At 74.3% G+C, this 24,069-nt stretch carries 22 protein-coding genes and 1 pseudogene; 10 read left to right on the forward strand and 13 right to left on the reverse strand.

The window, feature by feature from the left end:
- The 5 genes and pseudogenes from E1O70_RS02995 to ctaE all read right to left on the reverse strand — a co-directional run.
- A pseudogene (locus E1O70_RS02995) lies at positions 1–95 on the reverse strand (superoxide dismutase); the annotation flags it as partial.
- A 192-nt stretch (positions 96–287) separates the two neighbouring features.
- A complete protein-coding gene (qcrB, locus tag E1O70_RS03000; RefSeq protein WP_021481147.1) occupies positions 288–2,042 on the reverse strand; it encodes a cytochrome bc1 complex cytochrome b subunit in 1,755 nt (584 codons plus the stop codon).
- Entirely contained in the window at positions 2,039–3,100 is a 1,062-nt protein-coding gene (qcrA, locus tag E1O70_RS03005) for a cytochrome bc1 complex Rieske iron-sulfur subunit (RefSeq protein WP_061269447.1), read from the reverse strand. The genes qcrB and qcrA overlap by 4 nt, the downstream gene beginning before the upstream one ends.
- On the reverse strand, positions 3,097–3,876 hold the full coding sequence (qcrC, locus tag E1O70_RS03010; RefSeq protein WP_021481149.1) for a cytochrome bc1 complex diheme cytochrome c subunit: 780 nt from the start codon (positions 3,874–3,876) through the stop codon (positions 3,097–3,099). Before qcrC ends, qcrA begins: the two co-directional genes overlap by 4 nt.
- 73 nt (positions 3,877–3,949) lie before the next feature.
- The gene (ctaE, locus tag E1O70_RS03015) at positions 3,950–4,600 is read right to left on the reverse strand and encodes an aa3-type cytochrome oxidase subunit III (RefSeq protein WP_021481150.1); all 651 of its coding nucleotides are present in this window, start codon (positions 4,598–4,600) and stop codon (positions 3,950–3,952) included.
- 317 nt (positions 4,601–4,917) lie between these two features.
- Between ctaE and E1O70_RS03020 the strand changes: the two genes are divergently transcribed.
- A complete protein-coding gene (locus tag E1O70_RS03020; RefSeq protein ID WP_021481151.1) occupies positions 4,918–5,355 on the forward strand; it encodes a response regulator in 438 nt (145 codons plus the stop codon).
- Between the two features lie 34 nt (positions 5,356–5,389).
- Positions 5,390–6,487 (forward strand): anthranilate phosphoribosyltransferase, encoded by a 1,098-nt coding sequence (gene trpD / locus E1O70_RS03025; protein ID WP_061269446.1) that lies wholly within the window; start codon positions 5,390–5,392, stop codon positions 6,485–6,487.
- A 33-nt stretch (positions 6,488–6,520) separates the two neighbouring features.
- Here trpD and E1O70_RS03030 read toward each other — a convergent pair whose 3' ends face one another.
- Positions 6,521–6,802, reverse strand: coding sequence for an Lrp/AsnC family transcriptional regulator (locus tag E1O70_RS03030; RefSeq protein WP_034654744.1), 282 nt, complete (start codon positions 6,800–6,802; stop codon positions 6,521–6,523).
- Positions 6,781–8,637 (reverse strand): DEDD exonuclease domain-containing protein, encoded by a 1,857-nt coding sequence (locus E1O70_RS03035; protein WP_082774861.1) that lies wholly within the window; start codon positions 8,635–8,637, stop codon positions 6,781–6,783. The genes E1O70_RS03030 and E1O70_RS03035 overlap by 22 nt, the downstream gene beginning before the upstream one ends.
- A gap of 186 nt (positions 8,638–8,823) precedes the next feature.
- Between E1O70_RS03035 and E1O70_RS03040 the strand changes: the two genes are divergently transcribed.
- Positions 8,824–10,149, forward strand: coding sequence for an NYN domain-containing protein (locus E1O70_RS03040; RefSeq protein WP_128957490.1), 1,326 nt, complete (start codon positions 8,824–8,826; stop codon positions 10,147–10,149).
- Between the two features lie 69 nt (positions 10,150–10,218).
- On the opposite strand, the gene E1O70_RS03045 is transcribed toward E1O70_RS03040, so the two are convergent.
- Complete coding sequence (locus tag E1O70_RS03045) at positions 10,219–12,036, reverse strand: AMP-dependent synthetase/ligase (protein ID WP_061267338.1); 1,818 nt, start codon at positions 12,034–12,036, stop codon at positions 10,219–10,221.
- 251 nt (positions 12,037–12,287) lie between these two features.
- Between E1O70_RS03045 and E1O70_RS03050 the strand changes: the two genes are divergently transcribed.
- Entirely contained in the window at positions 12,288–13,235 is a 948-nt protein-coding gene (locus tag E1O70_RS03050; RefSeq protein WP_043658218.1) for an ROK family glucokinase, read from the forward strand.
- 37 nt (positions 13,236–13,272) lie between these two features.
- Here E1O70_RS03050 and E1O70_RS03055 read toward each other — a convergent pair whose 3' ends face one another.
- Positions 13,273–13,920 (reverse strand): hypothetical protein, encoded by a 648-nt coding sequence (locus E1O70_RS03055; RefSeq protein ID WP_061267339.1) that lies wholly within the window; start codon positions 13,918–13,920, stop codon positions 13,273–13,275.
- A 57-nt stretch (positions 13,921–13,977) separates the two neighbouring features.
- Between E1O70_RS03055 and E1O70_RS03060 the strand changes: the two genes are divergently transcribed.
- The 3 genes from E1O70_RS03060 to E1O70_RS03070 all read left to right on the forward strand — a co-directional run bounded on the left by E1O70_RS03060 (position 13,978) and on the right by E1O70_RS03070 (position 17,490).
- Entirely contained in the window at positions 13,978–14,763 is a 786-nt protein-coding gene (locus E1O70_RS03060; protein ID WP_228075234.1) for a lysophospholipid acyltransferase family protein, read from the forward strand.
- Between the two features lie 110 nt (positions 14,764–14,873).
- The gene (locus tag E1O70_RS03065; protein WP_061267340.1) at positions 14,874–16,100 is read left to right on the forward strand and encodes a pyrophosphate--fructose-6-phosphate 1-phosphotransferase; all 1,227 of its coding nucleotides are present in this window, start codon (positions 14,874–14,876) and stop codon (positions 16,098–16,100) included.
- A 40-nt stretch (positions 16,101–16,140) separates the two neighbouring features.
- Positions 16,141–17,490, forward strand: coding sequence for a class II 3-deoxy-7-phosphoheptulonate synthase (locus E1O70_RS03070; protein WP_061267341.1), 1,350 nt, complete (start codon positions 16,141–16,143; stop codon positions 17,488–17,490).
- A gap of 94 nt (positions 17,491–17,584) precedes the next feature.
- Here the strand turns inward: E1O70_RS03070 and pknB are convergent, their stop codons facing one another.
- Positions 17,585–19,615: a Stk1 family PASTA domain-containing Ser/Thr kinase gene (pknB, locus tag E1O70_RS03075; protein ID WP_061267342.1), complete on the reverse strand. Its 2,031-nt coding sequence runs from the start codon at positions 19,613–19,615 to the stop codon at positions 17,585–17,587.
- Between the two features lie 91 nt (positions 19,616–19,706).
- Here pknB and E1O70_RS03080 point away from each other — a divergent pair, with 91 nt between their 5' ends.
- Positions 19,707–20,132 carry an Rv2175c family DNA-binding protein gene (locus tag E1O70_RS03080; RefSeq protein WP_061267343.1) on the forward strand — a complete coding sequence of 142 codons (426 nt, stop codon included), beginning with the start codon at positions 19,707–19,709 and terminating at the stop codon, positions 20,130–20,132.
- A 49-nt stretch (positions 20,133–20,181) separates the two neighbouring features.
- Here E1O70_RS03080 and E1O70_RS03085 read toward each other — a convergent pair whose 3' ends face one another.
- From E1O70_RS03085 to E1O70_RS20550, 3 genes are all read right to left on the reverse strand, one after another.
- The gene (locus E1O70_RS03085) at positions 20,182–21,351 is read right to left on the reverse strand and encodes a polyprenyl synthetase family protein (RefSeq protein ID WP_240696581.1); all 1,170 of its coding nucleotides are present in this window, start codon (positions 21,349–21,351) and stop codon (positions 20,182–20,184) included.
- Positions 21,352–21,421: 70 nt separating this feature from the next.
- Positions 21,422–21,991 carry a hypothetical protein gene (locus E1O70_RS03090; RefSeq protein ID WP_128957491.1) on the reverse strand — a complete coding sequence of 190 codons (570 nt, stop codon included), beginning with the start codon at positions 21,989–21,991 and terminating at the stop codon, positions 21,422–21,424.
- Positions 21,992–22,004: 13 nt separating this feature from the next.
- The gene (locus E1O70_RS20550; RefSeq protein WP_276321337.1) at positions 22,005–22,133 is read right to left on the reverse strand and encodes a hypothetical protein; all 129 of its coding nucleotides are present in this window, start codon (positions 22,131–22,133) and stop codon (positions 22,005–22,007) included.
- On the opposite strand from E1O70_RS20550, the gene E1O70_RS03095 reads away from it, so the two are divergent.
- Positions 22,132–23,352 (forward strand): DUF4192 domain-containing protein, encoded by a 1,221-nt coding sequence (locus E1O70_RS03095; RefSeq protein WP_128957492.1) that lies wholly within the window; start codon positions 22,132–22,134, stop codon positions 23,350–23,352. The genes E1O70_RS20550 and E1O70_RS03095 overlap by 2 nt on opposite strands.
- A 69-nt stretch (positions 23,353–23,421) precedes the next feature.
- Entirely contained in the window at positions 23,422–23,823 is a 402-nt protein-coding gene (locus tag E1O70_RS03100; RefSeq protein WP_061267346.1) for a universal stress protein, read from the forward strand.
- The last annotated feature ends 246 nt before the right edge of the window (positions 23,824–24,069 follow it).

Genomic DNA, 24,069 nt, shown 5'->3' on the forward strand with positions numbered 1-24,069 from the left:
TGCTTGGAGTGGTGCAGCTCCATGATCCGCCCGGAGATGTGCGGCTCGAGCGCACCGTAGTCGTAGGACAGCTCGGGCAGGGTGTAAGCGGGCATCCGGATGTACCTCCTGGTACGGACCGCCGGAGGTCGTCCGACGGTCCCTGGGCAGTGAACTGACGGTGTCCCTGCCGCCTTAAGCGGGCGCTGCCGCGCCCCGGGGGCAGGGACGACGATGACCCGCGACCTGCCCGCCGGAAAGCGGGGGCTGGTCGCGGGTCATCGTCCTACTGTGCAGGAACCCGGAGGTCAGCGCTCGTCGGCGCCCTTCTCCGGCTCCACGAGGTCCCGACCGCCGCCGACGGGGGCGGTCCCGGCCTCGATCTGCTCGTGGCTCGTGCTCTCGAGGGCGTCGTGCTCACCGTGCGAGTGCGCGGCGGCGAGCTCGGCCGGCGTCACGGGCTCGATGCGGTCCTCGTAGAAGAACCGCGACAGGCGCTGGAGACGCTTGTCCTTCTTGTAGCCCTTGCGACGCACGCCGCGGGAGTCCGTCGCCGGCTCGATCTCGAGCGGGGCGTGGGCGGAGTAGTTGACCCGCAGCCAGCGCTCCTGCTCGTCGAGCGGGCGGTGGACCTCGATGTACTCGCCGTGCGCGAACCGGACGATCCGGCCGGTCTCGTGGCCGTGCAGCACGAGCTCGCGGTCCTTGCGCTGCAGCCCGAGGCAGATGCGCTTGGTGACCCAGAACGCGAACCAGGGGCCCACGAAGATCAGGATCCGGAAGGCCCAGGTGATCGTGTTGATCGACATGTGGAAGTGCGTCGCGATGAGGTCGTTCGACCCGGCGAGCGCCAGGATGATGAACGCCGTGAGGAACGCGACGCCCAGGCCGGTGCGAACCGGCACGTTGCGCGGGCGGTCGAGGACGTGGTGCTCGCGCTTGTCCTTCGTCACCGCGGACTCGAGGAACGGGTAGACGAACAGGAACGTGAACAGCAGGCCCGGCACGACGACCGCGGGGATGAGGACGTTCAGCGACAGCGTGTACCCGCCGATGACGAACTCCGTCTGCCCCGGCATGAGTCGCAAGGACCCTTCGAGGAACAGCATGTACCAGTCGGGCTGTGCTCCCGCGGAGACCGGTGACGGATCGTAGGGGCCGTAGTTCCAGACGTTGTTGATCGCCATCGTGCCGCCCATGAGGGCGAGGATGCCGAACACGACGAAGAAGAAGCCGCCGGCCTTCGCGACGTACACGGGGAACAGCGGGAAGCCGACCACGTTGGTGTCCGTGCGGCCGCCACCCGGGTACTGCGTGTGCTTGTGAAGCACGACGAAGAACAGGTGGAGCGCGACCAGCGCGAGGATCAGGCCCGGCACCAGGAGGATGTGGACCGTGAACAGTCTCGGGATGATGTGCTCGCCCGGGAACTCGCCGCCGAAGATGAAGTACGACATGTACGAGCCGATGAGCGGGATCGCCTTGACGACGCCGTCGGTGATGCGCAGGCCGTTGCCCGACAGGACGTCGTCGGGCAGCGAGTAGCCGGAGAAGCCGGCGGCGAGGCCCATGATCATGAGCAGCATGCCGACGAGCCAGTTGACCTCGCGGGGCTTGCGGAACGCGCCCGTGAAGAACACGCGCATCATGTGCGTGACGATCGACGCCATGAAGATCAGCGCGGCCCAGTGGTGGATCTGCCGCATGAGCAGACCGCCGCGGACCTCGAACGACATGTGCAGCGTCGACGCGAACGCGTCGGACATGAGCACGCCGTCCATCGAGGCGGGCTCGCCGTGGTAGGTCACCAGGGACATGCTCGGGACGAAGAACATCGTCAGGAAGATGCCGGTGAGGATCAGGACGACGAACGAGTAGAGCGCGATCTCGCCCAGGAGGAACGACCAGTGGTCGGGGAAGACCTTGCGCGCGAACTCCTTGACGGCGACACCGATGCCGGTGCGCTGGTCGAGGTAGTCCGCGGCCTTCCCGGCGGGGGTCGTCGGCGCGGCTGACTTCGGTGCGGCCGCCCGAGGTGCGGCGGTTCCGGTGCTGGTGGTCACTTCAGACGCTCCCAGAAGCTCGGGCCGATGGGCTCGTGGAAGTCGCTCTGCGCAACCAGGTAGCCCTCGTCATCAACGGTGATCGGCAGCTGCGGCAGGGGCCGCTTCGCGGGGCCGAAGACCACCTTGGCGCTGTCGGCCACGTCGAACGTCGACTGGTGGCACGGGCACAGCAGGTGGTGCGTCTGCTGCTCGTAGAGAGCGACGGGGCAGCCGACGTGCGTGCAGATCTTGGAGAACGCGACGATGCCGTCGTACGACCAGCTCTCCCCGGCGGGGGACTGCTCGGACACGATGTCGCGCGGGTCGAGACGGACCAGGAGGACGACGGCCTTGGCCTTCTCCGTGATCCACTCGTGGGACCGCATCTCCTCCTGCGAGGCCTCGGGGATGACGTGGACCACCGAGCCGATGGTGACGTCGGCGGCCTTGATGGGCCGGCCCGAGGGATCGATCGCGAGGCGCGTGCCCCGCTGCCAGAGGGTGTGCTTGAACTTGGAGACGTTCCAGTCGCCACCGACGCTCCCGACGAGCGGGACCGCGATGGTGAGCGGGAAGAGCGCGAGGGCGGAGATGACCGCGCCCTTGAGGACGCCGCGGCGGGCGATGCCCGAGTCCTTGACGCCCGCGTCGAGCTCGGCGAGCGCGGCGGTGCGCGTCTCGGGGTCGCTCGCGATGGGGTGGCGCTCGTCCACCTTCTCGTGGTCGGACATGAGGACCTTGGCCCAGTGCACCGCGCCGAAGCCGATGCCGAGCAGGGCGAACGCGATGGCGACGCCGAGCGCCACCGTCGAGAGGCGGACGCCCGCCGTGGTCCCGTCCGGCGGGATCACGAAGTAGACGACGAGGGCCGCGATGGTGCCGATGACGGAGATCCCGAAGAGGGCGGCGACCTGACGCTCGGCGCGCTTCGACGCCTTCGGGTCGCGGTCGGCCATGCGGCTCTTGTGCTCCGGCAGACCGGGGTCCGGGAACGTGTCGAGGGTGCCGTGCTCCTCGCGGTGCCCGACCTCGCGGTGCGAGGACTCGGACGAGCGGGGGCTCTGGTAGTCGCTCACGAGGACTTCGCTCCGATCCACACTGCGGCCCCGATGAGGAGGCCCATTCCGACGATCCAGGCCCACAGGCCCTCGCTGACCGGACCGAGCGACCCGAGCGACAGGCCGCCGGCGGAGCCGTCGCGCTGCTCGGCGAGGAACGCGATGACGTCCCGCTTCTCCTCGGGCGTCACGGTGGCGTCGTTGAAGACCGGCATCGACTGCGGGCCGGTGAGCATCGCCTGGTAGATGTTGCGCTCCGAGGTGTCCCACAGCGGGGGAGCGAACTTGCCCTCGGAGAGGGCGCCACCCGCACCGATCGCGTTGTGGCACATCGCGCAGTTGGTGCGGAAGACCGCGGCACCGTTGGCCGGGTCGCCCAGCGCTGCGTCGACCTGCTCGTCCGTGGGGATCGCGGGGCCCGCGCCGAGCGACGCGACGTAGGCGGCGAGCTGCGCCGTCTGCTCCTCGTCGAACTGGCGCGGCTTCTGGATGGCCTGCGGACCGTCCATCTGCATGGGCATGCGGCCGGTGGACACCTGGAAGTCGACCGACGCAGCGCCGACACCGACGAGCGAGGGCGCGGTGGCCGTGCCCTCGGCGTTCGGCCCGTGGCACGTGGCGCAGTTGGCCTGGAACAGCTTCTGGCCGGTCTCGATGTCCTCGGTGCTGGCGGTCTCGGCGTTGGCCGAAGTCGGGGCAAAGGCGGCGTAGACGCCACCGGTGACCAGCAGCGCCAGCAGCAGCAGCACGACCGGCGCGAAGCGGTGGTGTCTGCGGGCGGCGAGTGCCTTCACGAAATGATCCTCGTCTCGCAGGTGGGGGAGCAGGGGGCGGGTGGGCGGTCCGGGGCGGAACCCGGGCGGGACGTCAGCGCAAGATGTAGATCACGAAGAAGAGCGCGATCCACACGACGTCGACGAAGTGCCAGTAGTAGGACGTCACGATGGCCGTCGTGGCCTCGTGGTGCCCGAAGTTCTTGGCCGAGAACGAGCGGCCGAGAAGGAACAGGAAGGCGATCAGGCCGCCGACGACGTGGAGGCCGTGGAACCCGGTCGTGATGTAGAAGACGGAGCCGTAGGGCGTGGAGGAGATCGACACGCCGTGCTCGACGAGCTCGGCGTACTCGAAGATCTGACCACCGATGAAGAACGCGCCCATGAGGAACGTCAGCGTCATCCACTCGTTCATCCCCCAGCGGTTCACCTGGAAGATCGAGCCGGTGCGGACGGGCTGGAAGCGCTCGGCGGCCCACACGCCCATCTGGCACGTCACCGACGACAGCACCAGGACGGTCGTGTTGATCGCCGCGAAGGTCAGGTTGAGCTTGTCCGCCTCGAGGGCCCACTCGTCGGCGGGCATCACGGCGCGGACCGTGAAGTACATGGCGAAGAGGCCGGCGAAGAACATGAGCTCGCTGGCCAGCCACACGATCGTCCCGACCGAGACGGGGTTCGGTCGGTTGACGCTCACGTGCTGATGGGCGTGGGGGGCAGCCGTTGCGGTCGACACAGGAGCCATTATGGCCGACGAACCTCAGCTTCGCGGCACGCAGACGGCAGCCCGGAGGCGGTGAATCTCACAATGTCTCCAGAACTTCCCACGGAGACCTGCACTTGGTGACGGAAACCGTCCGAGTGCCATGAAACCCGGGCGTCCGGGGCGCGGGCCAGGGCCCTTGGTCCCCGCTCCGCAGCCGGTCGGCGCGCGACCCGCCGCAGGGGTGCTGCGGAGGGCTCCGACGTGCCAAGATGCCCGTCGGGACGTGCGTCCGCCACCCGCGGCGCCGCGCGCTCCCGGGCCCACCCGAGGGAACGACGAAGGCGACGGTGACGACGATGACGACGACCGTGACGACGACGCACGGGGACACGGACGTGACCCCGCGCGCGCCGCGCATCCTGCTCTACAGCGACGACGTGACCGTGCGCGAGCAGGTGCTGCTCGCCGTCGGGCGGCGGCTGGGCGCGGGGCAGCCGGAGATCGAGTGGCACGAGGTGGCCACCCCGGCGGCGGTCGTGGCGTCGGCGGACGCCGGCGGGTGGGACCTCCTGGTCCTGGACGGCGAGGCCGACAAGGCCGGGGGCATGGGTCTGTGCCGCCAGCTCAAGAACGAGATCTACGCCTGCCCGCCGGTCCTGGTCCTCACCGGCAGGCCGCAGGACGGTTGGCTAGCATCGTGGTCGCTCGCCGACGACGCGGTGCCCCGGCCGTTCGACGCGGTCGCCCTCCAGCGCGCCGTCGCCGACCTGCTGCGCGCCTCCGGCACGCGGTAGCCGACCAGGAGACCGACCAGCCGAAGGGCCACCCGTGACCGCCACCCCGCACCCTGCCGCCTCGACCACGAGCGACTCGACGGGTGCGGGGCTCACCTGGCCCGGTCTGCTCACCGAGCTCGTCGCGGGGAACGACCTCGACGCCGAGCGCACCGCGTGGGCCATGGACCAGGTCATGTCGGGCGAGGTCTCGCCCGTGAGGCTCGCGAGCTTCCTCGTCGCGCTGCGCGCGAAGGGCGAGACGGTCGCCGAGCTCACCGGCCTCGCCGACGCGATGCTCGCGCACGCGAGCCGCTTCTCCGTGGACGGGCCCGCCGTGGACATCGTCGGCACGGGCGGCGACCGCGCCCACACCGTGAACATCTCGACGATGGCGTCGCTCGTCATCGCGGGCGCGGGCGTGCGCGTCGTCAAGCACGGCAACCGCGCCGCGACGTCGTCGTCGGGGGCCGCGGACGTGCTCGAGGAGCTCGGGATCCGGCTCGACCACGGTCCCGACCGCGTGGCGCGCATCGTGCAGGAGGCGGGGATCACCTTCTGCTTCGCCATGGTGTTCCACCCGTCGATGCGGCACGCGGGCGTCGCGCGCAAGGAGCTCGGCATCCCGACGGCGTTCAACGTGCTCGGCCCCCTGACGAACCCCGCGCAGCCGCGCGCGGCCGCGATCGGCGTGGCCGACGCCCGGATGGCGCCGCTCATCGCGGGCGTGCTCGCCGGGCGCGGCACGTCGGCGCTCGTGTTCCGCGGCGACGACGGTCTCGACGAGCTCGCGGCCACCGGCGGCGCCACGGTGTGGGAGGTGCGCGACGGCGCCGTGACGGAGCACCGCCTCGACCCCGTCGCCGACCTCGCGCTGACGCCCGTCACCGTCGAGGACCTGCGGGGCGGGAACGCGGCGCACAACGCCGACGTCGCGCGGCGGTTCCTCGCGGGCGAGCCGGGCGCGGTGCGCGAGACCGTGCTGCTCAACGCGGCCGCGGGCCTCGTCGCCGACGGCACGCTGCCCGGTACCGCGGAGGGCTCGCTCGTCGAGCGGCTGCGCGCGGCCTACGACGTCGCGGCCCGCAGCGTCGACTCCGGTGCCGCGCGCGCGGCGCTCGCCCGCTGGGCGGAGGCCGCGGCGCGCGACTGACAGCCGGTCAGCCGGCGCGCGACTGACCGCCGGTCAGTCGTCGAGGCCGAGGGCGAACGCCTGCTCGAGGTCGACGTTCGAGTAGGCGCGGAACGCGATGAACGTCTCGGTGCGCACGACGCCCTGGACCTTGCTGATGCGGTCCGCGATGACGTCGGCGAGCTGGTCGTGCTCCTGGACCCGCACCATCGCGACGAGGTCCGCCTTGCCCGTCACCGAGTAGACCTCGCTGACCCCGCGCAGGTCCGCGACCTCCGACGCCACCTCGGGGATGCGTGCGGGGTCGGTGTCGATCAGGACGATGGCGGTGAGCATGGTTCCTCCGGGGACGGGTCGTCGTCAGGCGACCACTCTACGGTCGGCCCGGCCGACGCGTGGGCCAGGTCGGCGCCGTCGGCGTCCGCGTGGCGGGCGACGTGGCGGGCCGTGGCCGCGAGGTCCACGTGCGACCCGGCCGAGCGGACCGGGCACGCCCAGGGACCCGTGACGTCGACGATCCGCACCCCGGGTTCCTGAAGCCACGACAGCAGGATCTCGGCCTCGTGCGGATGGCTCGCGGGGGCCGGCGGCACGGGTGGTGCCACCGTCTCGCCCGTCGCGACGAGCGCGTGCACGAGCGGCCACGGGTCGGTGCCCGGGGCGCTGACGCCGGTCGCGGCGAGCCGCGCGTGCCGCACGACGACGACCTCCCACCCACCGGCGTCCGTCGGGCGTGCGGCGACGAGCTCGGCGCACGCGGCGAGCGGGGCGAGCCGCTGCGCACGCGCCGCGCCCGTGAGGAAGGCGCGCAGGCGCTGGGTGAGCTCGCCGGCCTGCTCGAAGCGCTCGTCGCGCGAGAGCGCCACGATGCGGCGCCCGAGCTCGGCGACCACGCGCGACGGGTCGCCCTCGAAGGCCTTGCGTGCGCCCGCCGCGACGTCGCCGTAGCCCGCGTCGCGCTCGGTCGTCGTGCACGGGGCGGAGCAGCGGCCCATCTCGGCGAGCACGCACGCCGTCGCGCCGGGCGAGGCGACGACGGGGAGACGCCGGGTGCACTGGCGCAGCGCGAAGGCGTCGTGCAGGGCGTCCACGGCGGCCTGGGCCTGGTGCCGCGAGGCGAACGGGCCGATGTGTGCCGCCGGTGCACGGACGTCGCGGACCAGCGAGAGGCGCGGGTACGCCTCGTCGGTGAGCCGGACCCACGTCATGCGCTCCGGGTGCCGCGACCGGCGGTTGTACCGCGGCGCGTGCTCGGCGATGAGGCGCAGCTCGCGGACCTGCGCCTCGAGCGGCGTCGCGCACACGACGGGCGTGACGGCGTGCGCGATGCGCACCATCTCGGTGATGCGCCCGCGCTTCTCCGAGCGCGTGAAGTACGACCGCACGCGGCGCCGGATCGACGTCGACGTGCCGACGTACAGCACCTCGTCGCCGGGGCCGCGGAAGAGGTAGACGCCGGGCGCGTCCGGCAGGCCGTCGGCGAGGTGGCGCTTGCGGCGCACGTCCTGCGGCACGGGGTCCGTCGCCCCGGCGAGGTCCTCCAGGTGCGTCACGCCGAGCGGGCCGAGGCGGCCGAGGAGCGCGTGCAGCACGTCGACGGTGGCGCGTGCGTCGGCGAGCGCGCGGTGGTCCGGCGTGACGGTGGCGCGGAAGAGGGCCGCGAGCGTCGCGAGCTTGTGGTTCGGCGCCTCGTCGCGCGTGACGACCCGCCGGGCGAGGGGCACGGTGTCGAGCACCTGGTTCCCGGGCCAGTCGTAGCCCGCGGAGCGGCACGCGGCCTTGAGGAACGAGATGTCGAACGGGGCGTTGTGCGCGACGAGCACGGCGCCGCGCGCGAACTCGAGGAAGCTGGGCAGCACGGCCTCGATGCGGGGCGCGGTGGCGACCATGGACGACGTGATGCCGGTGAGCCGGGCGACGAAGGCGGGGACGGGCACCCCGGGGTCGACGAGCGTCTGGAACTCGCCGAGCACCTCGCCGCCGCGCACCTTCACCGCGCCGATCTCCGTGATCCCGGCGCCCGCGGGGGAGCCGCCGGTCGTCTCGAGGTCGACGACGACGAACGTCACCTCGTGCAGCGGCGTGCCGAGGTCCTCGAGCGTGGGCTGGACGGGGACGCCCTGCGGTGCGGACCCGGCGCGGGGTGCGGCGAGGGCGGGTCCGGACGACATGGCGGCGAGGCTAGCGAGGGCCACCGACACCGCCGCCGCGAGGTCCGTCGGTCGCCCGCCGACACGAAGGCCGGGAGCCGGGGCGCGCGTCCCCGGGCGGCATAGGGTGGGACCGAGAGAATCAGGACGATCACGGACGAAGCGCCCGTGGTGACCCGCGGACGAGGTGCGGAGGAGGCGCGGCGCATGGTGGCCGACGGACCGGAGGACGCCCTGCCCGCGGAGCCGGACGTGCCGCCGTCGGTCCGCAGCCTCCTCGTGGCCGCCGCGGCGGACGCGCTCGGAGCGCTCGACACGGCCCTGGTCCCGGTCGCGCTCCAGCGGGTGCGGGCCTTCGCGCCCCGGCGGCGGGCGACGGCCGGCGCGGCGCCCCTGTGGCGGGCCCTGGTCGACGACGCGGGGTTCCGGCACGCGGTCGCCGCGGCCTGGTCCCGCGAGCACGACAGCGAGCCGGAGCCCGACGACGCGGCCCCGGACGGCCTGTCCCCGGCGCAGGTGCGCGAGCGGGCGGCGGGTGCCTTCCTCCTGCGGCCCGACGGCTGGCAGGCGGAGGTGGAGCGCGCTCGCTCGCTCGACGACACCCTCCGGGCGGACCGGTCGGCCCGGGACGACGCGGCCCGCCTCCGCGTCGAGCGCGACCGGCTCGCCCGCCAGGTCGAGGAGCTCCAGGCGCGTGCCCGCGATGCCGACGCACGCGCGGAGGCCGCGACGGCCGAGCTCGCCGCGGTACGCCGGACCGAGCGGCGGCTGCGCGCGGACGCGGACCGGGCGCGGGCCGAGGCGCGGGCCGCCGAGCGGGCGGCGCGGGGGGAGCGGGACGCCGCCGAGGCCGCGCTGCGGGACGCGCGCGAGGAACGTCGCGCGGCCGCCGTCGAGCTGGCCCGGGCGCGCGCGGAGCGGGACGAGGCGCGCCGGGCGCGGACGTCGTCGGCCGACCTCGCCACGGCCCGGGCGCGGCTCCTGCTGGACTCGGTGGTCGACGCGGCGGCGGGGCTCCGACGCGAGCTCGCGCTCGGCCCGTCGACCACGACCCCCGCCGACGACGTCGCCGCCGGGCTGCCGGACGCGGCGCGTCCCCGGCCGGGGTCGCGCGGCCGCGCGGCGGACGACCCGGCGCTCGTCGACGACCTGCTGTCCGTCCCGCGGACGCACCTGGTCGTCGACGGCTACAACGTGACGAAGACGGGCTACGGCGAGCTGTCGCTCGCGGACCAGCGCGACCGCCTCCTCGCCGGCCTGCTCCGCGTGGCCGCCGCCGGCACGGAGGTCACCGTGTGCTTCGACGGCGCCGACGGCGGCCCCCGGCCGGTGCACGCCCCGCGCGGCGTGCGCGTGCTGTTCTCGTCGGGGGAGATCGCGGACGACCTCATCCGGCGCCTGGTCGCCGCCGAGCCGCCCGGGCGCCCGGTCGTCGTGGTGACGAGCGACCGCGCCGTCGCCGACGACGTGCAGGCGATGGGCGCGGCGTGCGTCCCGGCCCGCGCGCTCCTGGCGCGGCTCGCCCGCCGCTGACGACGCGGCCCTCCCCGGCGTGCCGCCGGGGAGGGCCGTGGTGCGCGGGGACGAGGGCCCCGGGCCGTGTCAGCGGACGGGCGCGGGCCCGTCGACGTAGATCGCCTCGACGTCGGCCGCGAAGTCCTTGAGCACCTCGCTGCGCTTCACCTTGAGCGACGGCGTGAGGTAGCCGTTCTCGACCGTGAAGTCCGTCGTGAGGACCGTGAACTTGCGGATCGACTCGGCGCGGGACACCGCCTGGTTCGCGCGCGTGACCGCGGCGTCGAGGGCGGCGAGGACGTCCGGGTCCTTGGCCGCCTGCTCGACGGTCAGCGGCTCCTTGCCGTGCATGCTCGCCCAGCCGGGCAGGCCCTCCGGGTCGAGCGTCACCAGGGCGCCGATGAACGGCTTCTGGTCGCCCACGACGACGCACTGCGAGACGAGCGCGTGCGCGCGGATCCGGTCCTCGAGGACGGCGGGTGCGACGTTCTTGCCGCCCGCGGTGACGATGATCTCCTTCTTGCGCCCGGTGATGCGCAGGAAGCCGTCCTCGTCGAGCGAGCCGAGGTCGCCGGTGCGGAACCAGCCGTCGACGAACGCGTCCGCGGTCGCCTGCTCGTTGTTGTGGTAGCCGCGGAAGATGTGGTCCCCGCGCAGGAGGATCTCGCCGTCCTCGGCGATCCGGGCGCCGCAGCCGGGGAGCTGCTCGCCGACGGTCCCGATCTTCGTGTTCCCGGGGCGGTTGACGCTCGTCGGTGCCGTCGACTCGGTGAGGCCGTAGCCCTCGAGGATCCGCACGCCGATGCCGCGGTAGAAGTGGCCGAGCCGCTCGCCCAGCGGCGCGCCGCCCGAGACGGCGTACTTCGCGCGACCGCCGAGCGCGTGCCGGAGCTTCTTGAAGACGAGCGCGTCCGCGACCTTGTGCTGCAGGCGCAGCCCGATGCCCGGCCCCGACGGCTCGTCGAGCGCGCGCGAGTACGCGATCGCGGTCGCGGCGGCCCAGTGGAAGATCTTCAGCTTGCCGCCCGCGGCCGCCTTCTGCTCCGAGGAGTTGTAGACCTTCTCGAAGACGCGCGGCACCGAGAGGATGTACGTCGGCTTGAACGTGCCGAGGTCCTCGAGCAGCGTCTTGGTGTCCGGCGTGTGGCCCAGCACCGTGCCGCCGGCCACGACGAGCACGCCGATGAACCGCGCGAACACGTGGGCGAGCGGCATGAACAGCAGCGTGCGGCCGCCCGGCTCCCCGAAGACCTCGGGCACGGCGGCCACGGCGTTGACCGTGAGGGAGTAGAAGTTCTGGTGCGTGAGCTCCGCGCCCTTGGGCCGGCCGGTCGTGCCGGAGGTGTAGATGATCGTCGCGACGTCCGCGAGGTCGGCCAGGCCGCGCCGGCGCACGATCTCGGCGTCGTCCACGCCGGCGCCGTCGGCCGTGAGCGTGGCGATCGCGCCCGCGTCGATCGCCAGCACGTCCTGCAGGGCCGGGGCCTGGTCGCGCACCTCCTCGACCGTCGCCGCGTGCGCCTCGGTCTCCACGACGAGCAGGCGCACGTCCGCGTCCGAGAGGATCCACTGCACCTGCTCCGGGCTCGACGTCTCGTAGAGCGGCACGGGCACGGCGCCCGCCGCCCACGTCGCCCAGTCGAGCAGGGTCCACTCGTAGCGCGTGCGCGACATGATGCCCACGTGGTCGCCCGGCTGGATGCCGCGGGCGACGAGCCCCTTCGCGACGGCGACGACCTCGGCGTCGAACTCGCGCGCGCTGAGCGCCTGCCACGCACCGTCGGCACCCGTGCGGCGCTCGACCATCGGCGCGGCCGGGTCGGCCGCGACGCGGCTCGCGAGGAGGTCGTTGAGGTTCTTCGAGGGATCGACTTCGACGATCCGTGGGGCGCTGATCTCGTCCATTCTGGCTCCAGTGGCAGTAGTCGACGGTGGGAGAACCCTACCCAGTGGCGGCGTGTGCCCGAGACCTGCCGTTGTCGGTAGGCTTCAGGTGCTGTGCGCTGCTTGCGCAACGTTTCGCGCGGGCGCGGAGTTCCGGTGGCCCGACCCGTGGCGCGGGGTCGAGGCCCCGTCGTCGTGCGTGGTCCGTGAGCGGGCGAGCACCCGCAGCGAGACCTTGCAGTCAGCGGAACCGAGCGAGTAGAGGACGGGACATGCACGCCATCGGGGTGGACATCGGCGGGACGAAGATCGCGGCCGGGGTCGTCGACGAGAAGGGCGAGATCCTCGTCCAGACGCGCCGCGACACCGAGCCCGACGACGTCGCGAGCATCGACCGCGCCATCGCCGACGTCTATGCCGAGCTCACCGCCGACCACGAGGTCGGCGCGATGGGCCTCGCGGCGGCCGGCTTCGTCAGCCCGGACCGCACCTCGGTGCTCTTCGCGCCGAACATCGCGTGGCGCGAGTACCCGCTGGCGCGCAACGTGCGCGAGCTCATCGGCGACGTCGACGTCCCGATCGTCGTGGAGAACGACGCGAACGCGGCCGGCTGGGCGGAGTTCCAGTTCGGCGTCGCGCGCGACGCGACCGACATGCTCATGCTCACGGTCGGCACGGGGCTCGGGGGCGCGATCGTCGTCGACCGCGAGCTCGTGCGCGGCAAGTGGGGCGTCGCGGCGGAGGTCGGCCACATGCGCGTCGTCCCCGGCGGGCACTACTGCGGCTGCGGGCACGAGGGCTGCTGGGAGCAGTACGCGTCCGGGCGCGCCCTCGTGCGTGACGGGCAGAACGCCCTCATCGCCCAGCCGGACCGCGCGACGCGCCTGCTCGAGATCTGCGGCGGCGACCCGGACAAGCTCAACGGTCCCCAGATCACCCAGGCCGCGCAGGAGGGCGACGACCTCGCGGTCGAGCTGCTCGCGAACCTCGGCCGCTGGATCGGCGAGGGCGCGGCGTCGGTCACGGCGCTGCTCGACCCGGAGCTCATCGTCATCGGCGGCGGCGTCGGTGCGGCGGGCGACCTCCTGCTCCAGCCGGTGCGGCGCGCGTTCGCCGACCAGCTCTCCGCGCGCGGGCACCGCCCGGAGGCGCGGATCGAGCTCGCCGAGCACGGCAACGAGGCGGGCATCGTCGGCGCCGCGGACCTCGCGCGCCGCTGACGGGCGGCGCGGGCGCGGTGCAGGGGAGGCGCGGGCGTCAGACGACGGCGCCCGGCCCCCGGTCGTCGTCGTCCCGCCGGTGCGGCATGCGCCAGAGCAGGATCGCGAGCCCCACGAGGAAGGCGCCGCCGCCCACCTGCGCGACGAGCACGGGGTACGGGCGCGCCACGACCAGCACGACGAGCAGCAGGATCGGCACGCCGACGACGAGTGCCCACGCCATCGTCAGGAGCGGGTCGCGACCGAGGACGAGCGGCGGGTCCGGGGGCACGAAGTGGCTCTCGGCCTCCTCGAGGTCCTCGACCTCGGGCGTCGTGGGCCAGTCGCGCGGCCCCGTCGGGCGCACCCAGGGCGCCACGGGCACGGACCCGAGCACGTCGCGGCCGCTGCGCGGGGAGCCCTCGGGCGCTCCGGCCGCCGGGTCCTGCGCGGCCCGGGGGTCGTCATCGCCCGGCCGGGCGCCCGGGTCGGACCGGTCGAGCTCGGACAGGTCCGCGAGCTCGGCCACGATGCCGGCCCACCGGGCGTCCACGTCGAGGGCGGGCTCGGGCGCCTCGTCGCGCGGCGCCGTCGCCTCCCCGTCGTCGGCGGCAGGGTGGTCCGCACCCGGCGCCGCGTCGTCGGGCGTGGGGTCGGGGACGTCGTCGGGCTGCGGGGAGTCCGGCTGGGCGTTCGGTGCGGCCATGGGAATCACTCTAGAGTCGGATGCACGTCCCGCGCCGGGACCCCGCGAGGAGGAACGTTGTTCTACTGGTTCATGAAGCAGGTGATGGTCGGCCCGATCCTGCGGCTCCTGTACCGTCCCTGGACGCGGGGCGTCGAGCACGTGCCGGACGAGGGCGGTGCCATCCTCGCGAGCAACCACCTCGCGGTGATCGACTCGTTCATCCTGCCGCTCGTCCTCGACCGCAAGGTCCAGTTCCTCGGCAAGTCCGACTACTTCACGGGCACGGGCGTCAAAGGCCGCCTGACCGCGGGCTTCATGCGCGGCGTCGGCACGATCCCCGTGGACCGCGCGGGCGGCAAGGCGAGCGAGGCCGCGCTCGAGACGGGCCTGCGCGTCCTGCGCGAGGGCGACCTGTTCGGCATCTATCCCGAGGGCACGCGCAGCCCGGACGGGCGGCTGTACCGCGGCAAGACCGGCGTCGCGCGCCTCGCGCTCGAGTCGGGCGCCCCGGTGGTCCCGGTCGCGATGGTCGGGACGAACATCGCGCAGCCGATCGGCAAGGTCATCCCCACGCCCATGCGCATCGGGGTCGTCATCGGCGAGCCGCTCGACTTCTCGCGCTACCGCGGCATGGAGAACGACCGCTTCATCCTGCGCGCCGTCGCCGACGAGATCCAGTACGCGATCATGCGGCTGTCCGGCCAGGAATACGTCGACATCTACGCGGCCACGGCCAAGGCGCGCCTCGCGGCGGGCCACACCGAGTCCGAGGTGGCGGGCGGAGCCCCCGGCGGGCGCCCCGCCCCGGACGTCCAGGTCCCGGAACCGCCGCCGGAGCCCGGCGCGGCGTCAGTAGACTGAGCGACGGCCGGTCGCGCCGGGCCCGTGCAGGGCCCGAGCCCCGTCGCCGCCACCCCGCCGGACCGCGTCCGTCCGGCCAGGATCCGTCCTACGAGAGGTTCTGAGTTCACATGTCGGTTCGTCGCGTCGCCCTCCTCACCGCGGGCGGTTTCGCCCCGTGCCTGTCCTCCGCGGTCGGGGGTCTCATCGAGCGGTACACGGAGCTCGACCCGGAGATCGAGATCATCGCCTACCAGTACGGCTACCACGGCCTGCTGACCGGCACGAAGATCGTCGTGGACTCCGAGGGGCGCAAGCAGGCGGGGATCCTGCACCGCTTCGGCGGCTCGCCGATCGGCAACTCGCGCGTCAAGCTCACCAACGCGGCCGACTGCGTCAAGCGCGGCCTCGTCCAGGAGGGCCAGGACCCGCTGCAGGTCGCCGCGGAGCAGCTCAAGGCGGACGGCGTCGACGTGCTGCACACGATCGGCGGCGACGACACGAACACGACCGCGGCCGACCTCGCCGCGTACCTCCACGAGAACGGCTACGAGCTCACGGTGGTGGGCCTGCCGAAGACGATCGACAACGACGTGATCCCGATCCGTCAGTCGCTCGGTGCGTGGACCGCCGCCGAGGAGGCCGCGGGCTTCGCCGCCAACGTCATCGGCGAGCACCGCTCGGGCCCGCGCATGCTCATCGTGCACGAGGTCATGGGCCGGCACTGCGGCTGGCTCACCGCGGCGTCCGCCGCCGAGTACCGCAAGTGGCTCGACGCCCAGGAGTGGGCCCCGGCCCTCGGCCTGACGCGCGAGCGCTGGGACGTCCACGCGGTCTTCCTGCCGGAGCTCGCGCTCGACATCGACGCCGAGGCCGAGCGCCTCAAGGCGATCATGGACGAGCAGGGCAACGTCAACATCTTCCTGTCCGAGGGCGCCGGCATGCACGAGATCGTGGCGCAGCTCGAGGCGGCGGGCGAGGAGGTCCAGCGCGACCCGTTCGGCCACGTCAAGCTCGACACGGTCAACCCCGGCCAGTGGTTCGCCAAGCAGTTCGCCGACAAGCTGGGCGCCGAGAAGGTCATGGTCCAGAAGTCCGGCTACTTCTCGCGCGCGGCCGCCGCGAACGCCGAGGACCTGCGCCTCATCAAGTCGATGACCGACCTCGCGGTCGAGTGCGCGCTGCGCGGCGAGTCGGGCGTCATCGGCCACGACGAGGAGAACGGCGACCGCCTGCGCGCCATCGAGTTCCCGCGCATCGCCGGGGGCAAGGCGTTCGACGTGTCGCAGCAGTGGTTCGGCGAGCTCCTCGAGGGCATCGGCCAGCCGCTCGTCCCTGCGACGCCCGCGGCCCACTGACCGGCACCACCGCACCAGGAACCTCGTCAGGGGACGCCGTATGACCACCACGAGCGAGCCGGGGACCGACTCCGGGCTCGACCACTTCCGCACGCTCGTCGCGCTCCAGCAGCCGACGTGGCCGGACGAGGCGGCGCTCGACGCCGTCCGTGACCGGCTGGCGGCCTCCGCGCCGCTCGTGGTGCCGGCGGCTGCCGACACGCTGCGCTCCCGCCTGGCCGCGGCCGGGCGGGGCGAGGCGTTCCTCCTGCAGGGGGGCGACTGCGCCGAGACGTTCGCCGAGGCGAACGCCGACCGGATCCGCAACAAGATCCGCACCATCCTCCAGATGGCGGTGATCCTCACGCACGGCGCGAGCATGCCCGTCGTCAAGATGGGCCGCATGGCCGGGCAGTACGCCAAGCCGCGCAGCTCCGACTCGGAGACGCGCGACGGCGTGACCCTGCCCGCGTACCGGGGCGACATGATCAACGGGCACGCCTTCACGCCCGAGGCGCGGATCCCCGACCCGGAGCGCCTCGTCCAGGCGTACCAGATCTCCGCGGCGACGTGGAACGTCGTGCGCGCGTTCACGACCGGCGGCTTCGCCGACCTGCGCCAGGTCCACGAGTGGAACCGCGGCTTCATGCGCAACCCCGCCTACGCGCGGTACGAGCGGACGGCGTCCGAGATCGACCGCGCGATCCGCTTCATGGACGCGTGCGGCGCCGACTTCGACGCGCTGCGCACCGTCGAGTTCTTCGTCAGCCACGAGGCGCTCGTGCTGGACTACGAGCGCGCGCTCACGCGCCGTGACGCGCGCACGGGGGACGCGTACGACACGTCGGCCCACTTCCTGTGGATCGGGGAGCGCACGCGCCAGCTCGACGGCGCGCACGTCGACTTCCTCTCGCGCGTCGCGAACCCGATCGGGGTCAAGCTCGGCCCGACGACGACGCCCGACGTCGCGCTCGAGCTCGCCCGCCGTCTCAACCCCGACGACGTCGAGGGCCGCCTGACCTTCGTCACGCGCATGGGCGCGGGCAACGTGCGCGGCGCGCTCCCGCCGCTCGTCGAGGCCGTGGCGCGCGCGGGCGTGCCCGTCACGTGGGTCACGGACCCCATGCACGGCAACACCATCACGTCCGCGAGCGGCTACAAGACGCGCCGGTTCGACGACGTCCTCGACGAGGTGCGCGGCTTCTTCGAGGTGCACCGCGCCGCGGGGACCGTGCCGGGCGGGCTGCACGTCGAGCTCACGGGCGACGACGTGACCGAGGTGCTGGGCGGGAGCGAGGAGATCGACGACGCGGGGCTCGCCCTGCGCTACGAGACCCTCGTCGACCCGCGCCTCAACCACCAGCAGTCGCTGGAGATGGCGTTCCAGGTCGCGGAGATGCTGCGCGGCTGAGGGCGCGGGGGAGACGGCCGTCTCCCGTCGAGCGCAGGGCTGTGGCCCGTCCCGTGGTCGGGGCGGGCCACAGCCGTCTGCGCGGGTCGCGAGGTCAGAAGACGTTGAGGACGATCGTCGAGCCCTTGGGCGCGGTGCGCCCGTCACCGCCCGGGGGGTCCTGGGCGTAGACGATGTTGAGCGGGTGGATGCCCTGCGGGTAGCGGATCTCCACCTGGAAGCCCGCGTCCTTGAGGGCCTTCTCGGCGTCGGCGACGTTGCGGGTGGTGACGTTCGGGACATCGACGAGCGGGGGCCCGAGCGACACCACGACGTTCACGGTGTCCTTCCGGTGGGCGTCGGAGCCCTGCTCGGGGTCCTGGCGGATCACGAGCCCTGCGCCGACGGTCTCGGAGTACTCCTCGGTGACCGCGGGGACGAGACCCTGCTCCTCGAGCGCGGCGACCGCGGCGTCCTTCGCGGCGCCCGTGACCTGCGGCACGACGACGGGCGCGGGCCCGGACGAGACGGTCAGCACCACCGGCACGTCGTGCCGGATCGTGGCGCCCTCCTCGATGACGTTGCCGTCGGGGTCCTGCACCGCCATGACCTGGCCCGACGGCACATCGTCGTGCGGCGTGGCGACGGGGTCGCCCAGCGTCAGGTCGGCGCCCTCGATCGCGGCGGTCGCCTCCTCCTGCGTCGCGCCCACGAGGCCGGTCGGCACCGTGAGCATCCGCACGCCCTTCGACACGACGAGCTGGACGCTGCCGTCCTTGCGCACGTCCTCGCCGGACGCCGGGTCGGTCGCCACGACGGCGCCCTCGGGCACGGCGTCGTCGTAGCGCTCCTCGACCGTGTGGGAGAGGCCCGCGTCGTCGAGGATCGCGACGGCCTCCGGGCGCGACGCCTCGACGAGGCCGTCCGGGACCTGGGTGTAGGCGCCGGGCCCGGACGAGAACCACCACGCGGCGCCGCCGCCGACGCCCGCGAGGACGAGGAGCACGACGAGCGACCAGACGACCACGCGGCCGTGGCCACGTCGCCGCGCCGGGGCCGGGGCAGCAGGGGGCGGCGGGGCGGGCCGCGTGGTCGGCGCGACGACGTGCCCGACGGCGAGCGGCTCGGTGAGGCCCGCGGCCTCGCGGTCGCGCAGGCTGAGCGCCGCGAGGGACGCGGTCACGGCGGCGGACGGGTCGTCGGGCTCGGTCCGCGGGCCCGGACCCGGCGGGGGCGGCACGACGGCGGACCCCCCGGCGGGCGGGTCGACGCGCCGTTCGAGGTCGGCCGGGTCGAGCGCGGCCCGGGTCGAGCGCACGAGCGCGAGCGCGGCGCCGGCGTCGGCCGGGCGGTCGGCGGGGTCGCGCGCGGCGAGCGCGCACAGCAGGTCGTCGACCTCGGGCGGGATCCACGGGGCGACGTCCGACGGCGGCGGCACGTCGTTGTTCACGTGCTGGAACGCGACCTGGATCGGCGTCGTGCCGGTGTGCGGGACGGTGCCGAGCAGCATCTCGTACGCGAGGATGCCCGCCGCGTAGACGTCGGTGCGGGCGTCGCACGTGCCGGTCGCGATGAGCTCGGGGGAGAGGTAGGCGACGGTCCCGAGGATCGTGCCCGTCGTCGTCGCGGTCACCTCGTTCACGGCGCGCGCGAGACCGAAGTCGGTGACCTTGAGCCGGCCCTCGGTGTCGAGCAGGACGTTCTCGGGCTTGATGTCGCGGTGCACGAGCCCCGCGCGGTGGGCGGCGGCGAGCGCGTCGAGCACGTGGTCGAGCACGTCGAGCGTGCGACCCAGCGTCAGGGTGCGTTCGGTGAGCATGGTGCGGCGCAGGTTCGACCCCGCCACGTACTCCATCGTCAGGTAGCTGGTGTCGCCGTCGAGGCCCTGGTCGTACACGGCGACGAGGCCCGGGTGGGTGAGGCGGGCCGCGGCGCGCGCCTCACGGCGGAAGCGGGAGACGAAGTCGGCGCCGGACGCGCCCTCGGCGAGGTGGGGGTGCATGACCTTGAGCGCGACCTCGCGCTCGAGCCGACGGTCGATCGCGAGGTACACCGTCGCCATGCCGCCTCGCGCGATGCGCGAGACGACCTCGTACCGCCCGTCGACCAGGCGGCCGACGAGGGGATCGGTCGTCACGGTGGCCACGGGGAGAGTCTAGGTGGCCGGGTGTCACGATCCGGTGAGCACGGCGCGCACGGCGTGGGTGTCGTGTGGAGGCACGCCGTAGGCTTGCCCGGTGACCGATCGCGACACCAGCCCCCGCCCCACGCTCGACGACCTCGTCGGCGAGTGGCTGACCCTCCCCGACGTCGCCGAGGCGCTCGGCACCGACGTCGGCAAGGTGCGCCGCCTCGTGCAGGAGCGGCGCGTCGTGGGCGTGAAGCGCGGCGAGCGCACGACGTTCCAGGTCCCGGCGCGCTTCCTCGTGCCGCTGCACCTGGTCGACCCGGCGAACGCCGGCCGCCCGGACGAGAGCGGCCGCGTGGGTGTCCTGTCGAGCCTGCAGGGCACGATCGTCGTGCTCACCGACGCCGGCTTCGACGACGCCGAGATCCTCGAGTGGCTCTTCGCCCCGCACGACGAGCTCGGCGAGGCCCCGTTCGACACGCTCCTCAGCGGGCACAAGGCGCGCGTGCGCCGCGTGGCGCAGTCCGAGCTCTGACGCGCTCCGCCGTCGGCCCGATCGTCCGGGCCGACGGGCGGCGGTGCGGTCAGGCCGTGCGCTCGACGGCGGCGCGCGCGAGCAGCGCGAGCATCGTCGCGCCCGGCTCCGCGAGCCCGGCCCCGTCGAGGGCGGCTGCGGCGCGCTCGGTGAGCTCCGCGATGAGCGACTCGACGGCGTCGCGCGCGCCCGTCTCGACGAGGACGGCGCGCAGGTCCTCCACCGTGGCCGGGTCGAGGTCCGGGTCGCCCAGGTGCGTGAGCAGCAGCTCGCGCTGAGCGGGCGTCGCCGCGGCCAGCGCGCGCACGACGAGCACCGTCCGCTTGCCCTCGCGCAGGTCGTCGCCGGCCGGCTTGCCGGTGACCTGCGCGTCGCCGAAGACGCCGAGCACGTCGTCGCGGAGCTGGAACGCCTCGCCCACGGGCAGGCCGAACGCGCTCGTCGCGGCGACCGCGTCGTCGTCGGCCCCGGCGAGCGCGGCGCCGAGCGCGATGGGGTGCTCGACGCTGTAGCGCGCGGACTTCGAGCGGATGACGGCCCGGGCCCGCTCCTCGTCGGCCGCCGGGTCCTCGCCCCACGGCAGGACCTGCGCGTGCACGTCGAGGTACTGGCCGGCCGTGACCTCCGTCTGCATGCGGCCGAACACGCGTCGCGACCGCGTGGCGACCGCAGGTGCGAGGGCGTCGAGCGCGTCGCCGAGCTCCCGGTGGCTCGCGATGAGCGCGAGGTCGCCGAGCAGGATCGCGGCGTTCTCGCCGTACCGCGCGCCGTCGCCGGACCAGCCGAGGTCGCGGTGGCGCGCCGCGAAGGCGCGGTGCGCCGTCGGGCGCCCGCGGCGGGTGTCCGAGGAGTCCATGACGTCGTCGTGGAAGAGCGCCGCCGCCTGGAAGAGCTCGAGCGCCGCGCCGGCGCGCAGCACCGCGGGTCGGTGCGGGCCCGCTGCGTCACCGCCGTGCGCGCGCCACGACCAGTAGCAGAACGCGGCGCGCAGGCGCTTGCCGCCCGCGAGCAGCTCCTGCGTCGCGTCGGCGAGCACGTCCGTGTCCGGGTGGGTCCCGGCGAGCTCGGCGCGCATCGCCGCGGTCGAGGCGTGCAGGGCGTCGTCGACGCCTGCGCGCACCCCCTCGCGGTCGACGAGCGCGGCGGGGCTCGGGTCGGTGAGGTCCTCGGACGCCTGGGGAGGGACGGAGGGCGAGGTCGGCAGCGACGGGTTCGGCACGGGGGCAGCCTATGCGGAGCGGGCGACACCCTGCCCGCCCGGTCTCGTCGCGGGCGGGCGGCGCGGCGCCTCAGCCGGGGACGACCTGGCCGCTGATCGTCACGAGGCGTTCGGTCTCGTCGTCGAAGACGCCGACGGCGACCGACTCGGTCGGGGCCTCGGGCGCGGTCGTGCGGACGAACGTGGTGAGCGAGGTGAGCGCGCTCGGCACGGTCGACGGCGACACCTCGAACCCGGCCGGGCCCAGCGTGTCGGTGTAGTAGGCGGTGAGCGCCTCGACCGTGTCCGTCGAGCGCAGGTTCAGCGTGACGTCCACGAGCGCGCCGTCCTGCGACGGCCGCGCCGAGCTCGCGAGCACCTCGGCGCCCGGCGCCACCGGGACCAGCGCGGCGGGGAAACCCTCCACCAGGTCCCCGACCGCCGAGGCGGCGTCGTAGTCGGGCAGCGGCGTGCCCGGCGCGCCGGAGTCGGCGTCCGGCGCCGGCTGCTCCTCCCGGGGTGCCGCGGCGCCTTGCACGTCGGCCAGGTCCGCCTGGCACCCCGCCAGCGTCGAGCCCAGCACGGCAGCGACGAGGACGACGGCGGCCCGGCCGGCAGGGGAGAGCGCCGGGTGCGCGGCGGCGCGGGTTCGTGGTGGCACGCGCACACCGTAGTCATCCGCGCGTGCGCGAGCCACCACCGGGGTCGGGGGCCGACCACAGCCCCGGGTGCCCGCCCCGCGTCGTCCACAGCCGGGCGGCGCGCGCCCCGCACGCCGCGCGCAGCGGCTGGGATGGGCGCATGACGACCCTCATCCGGGCCCAGGGCCCGCGCGAGCTCCTCGCCTACGTCCCCTTCCGGCTCGGCTACCGACCGCAGGACAGCGTCGTCCTCGTGGGGCTGCGGCCACCGCGCGGCCGCATCGGTCTCGTCGTGCGCGTCGACGTCGCCGACGCGGCGGACGTCGAGCACGGGCCGCAGCTCGCGCGGTCCGTCGTGGGGCACCTCGCGGCCGACGGCGCACGCCGCGTCGTGCTCGTCGTCTACTCCGACGCGCCGCTGCGCGCGTCGGGCGTTGCCGCCGCGCGGGTGCGGGCCGCCGTCGAGCACTGCCGCGAGGCCGCCGAGCCGCACCACGGGCCCGTCGAGGCGTGGGTCGTGTCGTCGACGGGCTGGTACGCGCTCGACTGCGCCGAGGACGACTGCTGCCCGCCGGAGGGAAGGTCGCTGCGCGAGCTCGAGTCGAGCGAGGTCGGCGCGCACATGGTGCTGTCCGGGGCGGCGCTCGCGGACTCGCGCGAGGAGGCGCTGCGGATCCCGCCCGCGGGCGCGGACGCGCGGCGCCGTGCCGCGCGCGCGGCACGGCGGGTGCGCGACCGCGCCCGGTCCGTGGCGGCCGGCGACGACGTCGCGGCCCGGGTCGCGGCCCGGGTGTCCGCCCTCGCGCTGTGGCGGACCGCGGTCGCGCAGGTCGTCGCGCGCGACCGGGCGCGGGACGGCGGGCGTACCGACGGCGGGCCGGTCGACGGCGGGCCGGTCGGCGACGGCGCCGGTGCCGCGGTGCCCGCCGCGACAGTCCTCGGGCGCCTGGCCGCGGGCCTCGAGTCGGTCCCCGTGCGCGACGCCGTGCTCCTGTCCCTCGTGCCGGGGACCGACGACCTGCCGGACCGCACCGTGCGGGGCGGGGACGTGGACGCCGGGACGGGCCGTGCCATCGCGGCCGTCGTGGACCCTGGTGCGGGCCTCGCGCCCGACCCGGCGGTCACCGGGCCGGCGAGGGCCGTGCTCGAGGCGGTCGTCGCCCACGCGCCTCGCGGGAGCACCGCACCCGCGCTGACGCTCCTGGCGCTCGTGGCCTGGTGGCACGGCGACGGCGGCCGGGCCCGTCGGCGGCTGGCCGAGGCGCTCGCGGAAGACCCGACGTACCGGCTCGCGCTGCTGCTCGCGAGCGCGCTCGACGCCGGGGTCCCGCCGGGCTGGGTCCGCGCCGACGCGTGCGCCGACACGCACGACGTCGGGTAGGTTCGAGGCAACACGACCTGCGGTCGCCCCCGCGGCCGGCCGCACCCACGAGCCGTCTCCGGAGGACACATGAGCGTCGTCGTCGCGCACCTGAGCACGCCCGAGGGTCGCGAGGCTCTCGACAGCGCGGCCACCGAGGCCGTCCGGCGCGGCACCGACCTCGTCGTCGTCGTGACCGAGGCCTCCATGTCGACTCCCGAGCTCGTCGCCGCGCACGAGGACGACCTGCGACGCGTGGAGGCGCGCCTCGAGGGGACGGGCACGACGCTGCGCCGCGAGCAGGGCTCGGCGGACCTCGCGGAGGACCTCGTGGGCGCCGCGGAGCGGTCGTCGGCGGAGCTCATCGTCATCGGGCTGCGTCGGCGCAGCCCCGTGGGCAAGCTCATCCTCGGCTCGAACGCCCAGCGCATCCTGCTCGACGCGCCCTGCCCCGTGCTGGCCGTCAAGCCCGAGCGGCCCGCCGGCGTCTGAGCCGGCCCGCGCGTCGGCGCGGACGGGGATCCCTGCGGTCCGGCGCGCGGAGCGCGCAGGGTGAGGGCAGCGCGGGCGGGGGAATCTTCCGGGGCCCCGGCCCGTTGTACACGTCACGAATCCGGGTGACGAACGTCGTGACGACGTGGTGCGCCGGGCCGTCGGGAGACGGCCAGGTCCGACATCACCCCGTGTCGCGGCGTCCGGCGCACGGATCGCCGGTACAATATAGGTAGTCCGCCAGAG

Source organism: Cellulosimicrobium funkei, assembly GCF_004519295.1.
GTDB classification, from domain to species: domain Bacteria; phylum Actinomycetota; class Actinomycetes; order Actinomycetales; family Cellulomonadaceae; genus Cellulosimicrobium; species Cellulosimicrobium funkei.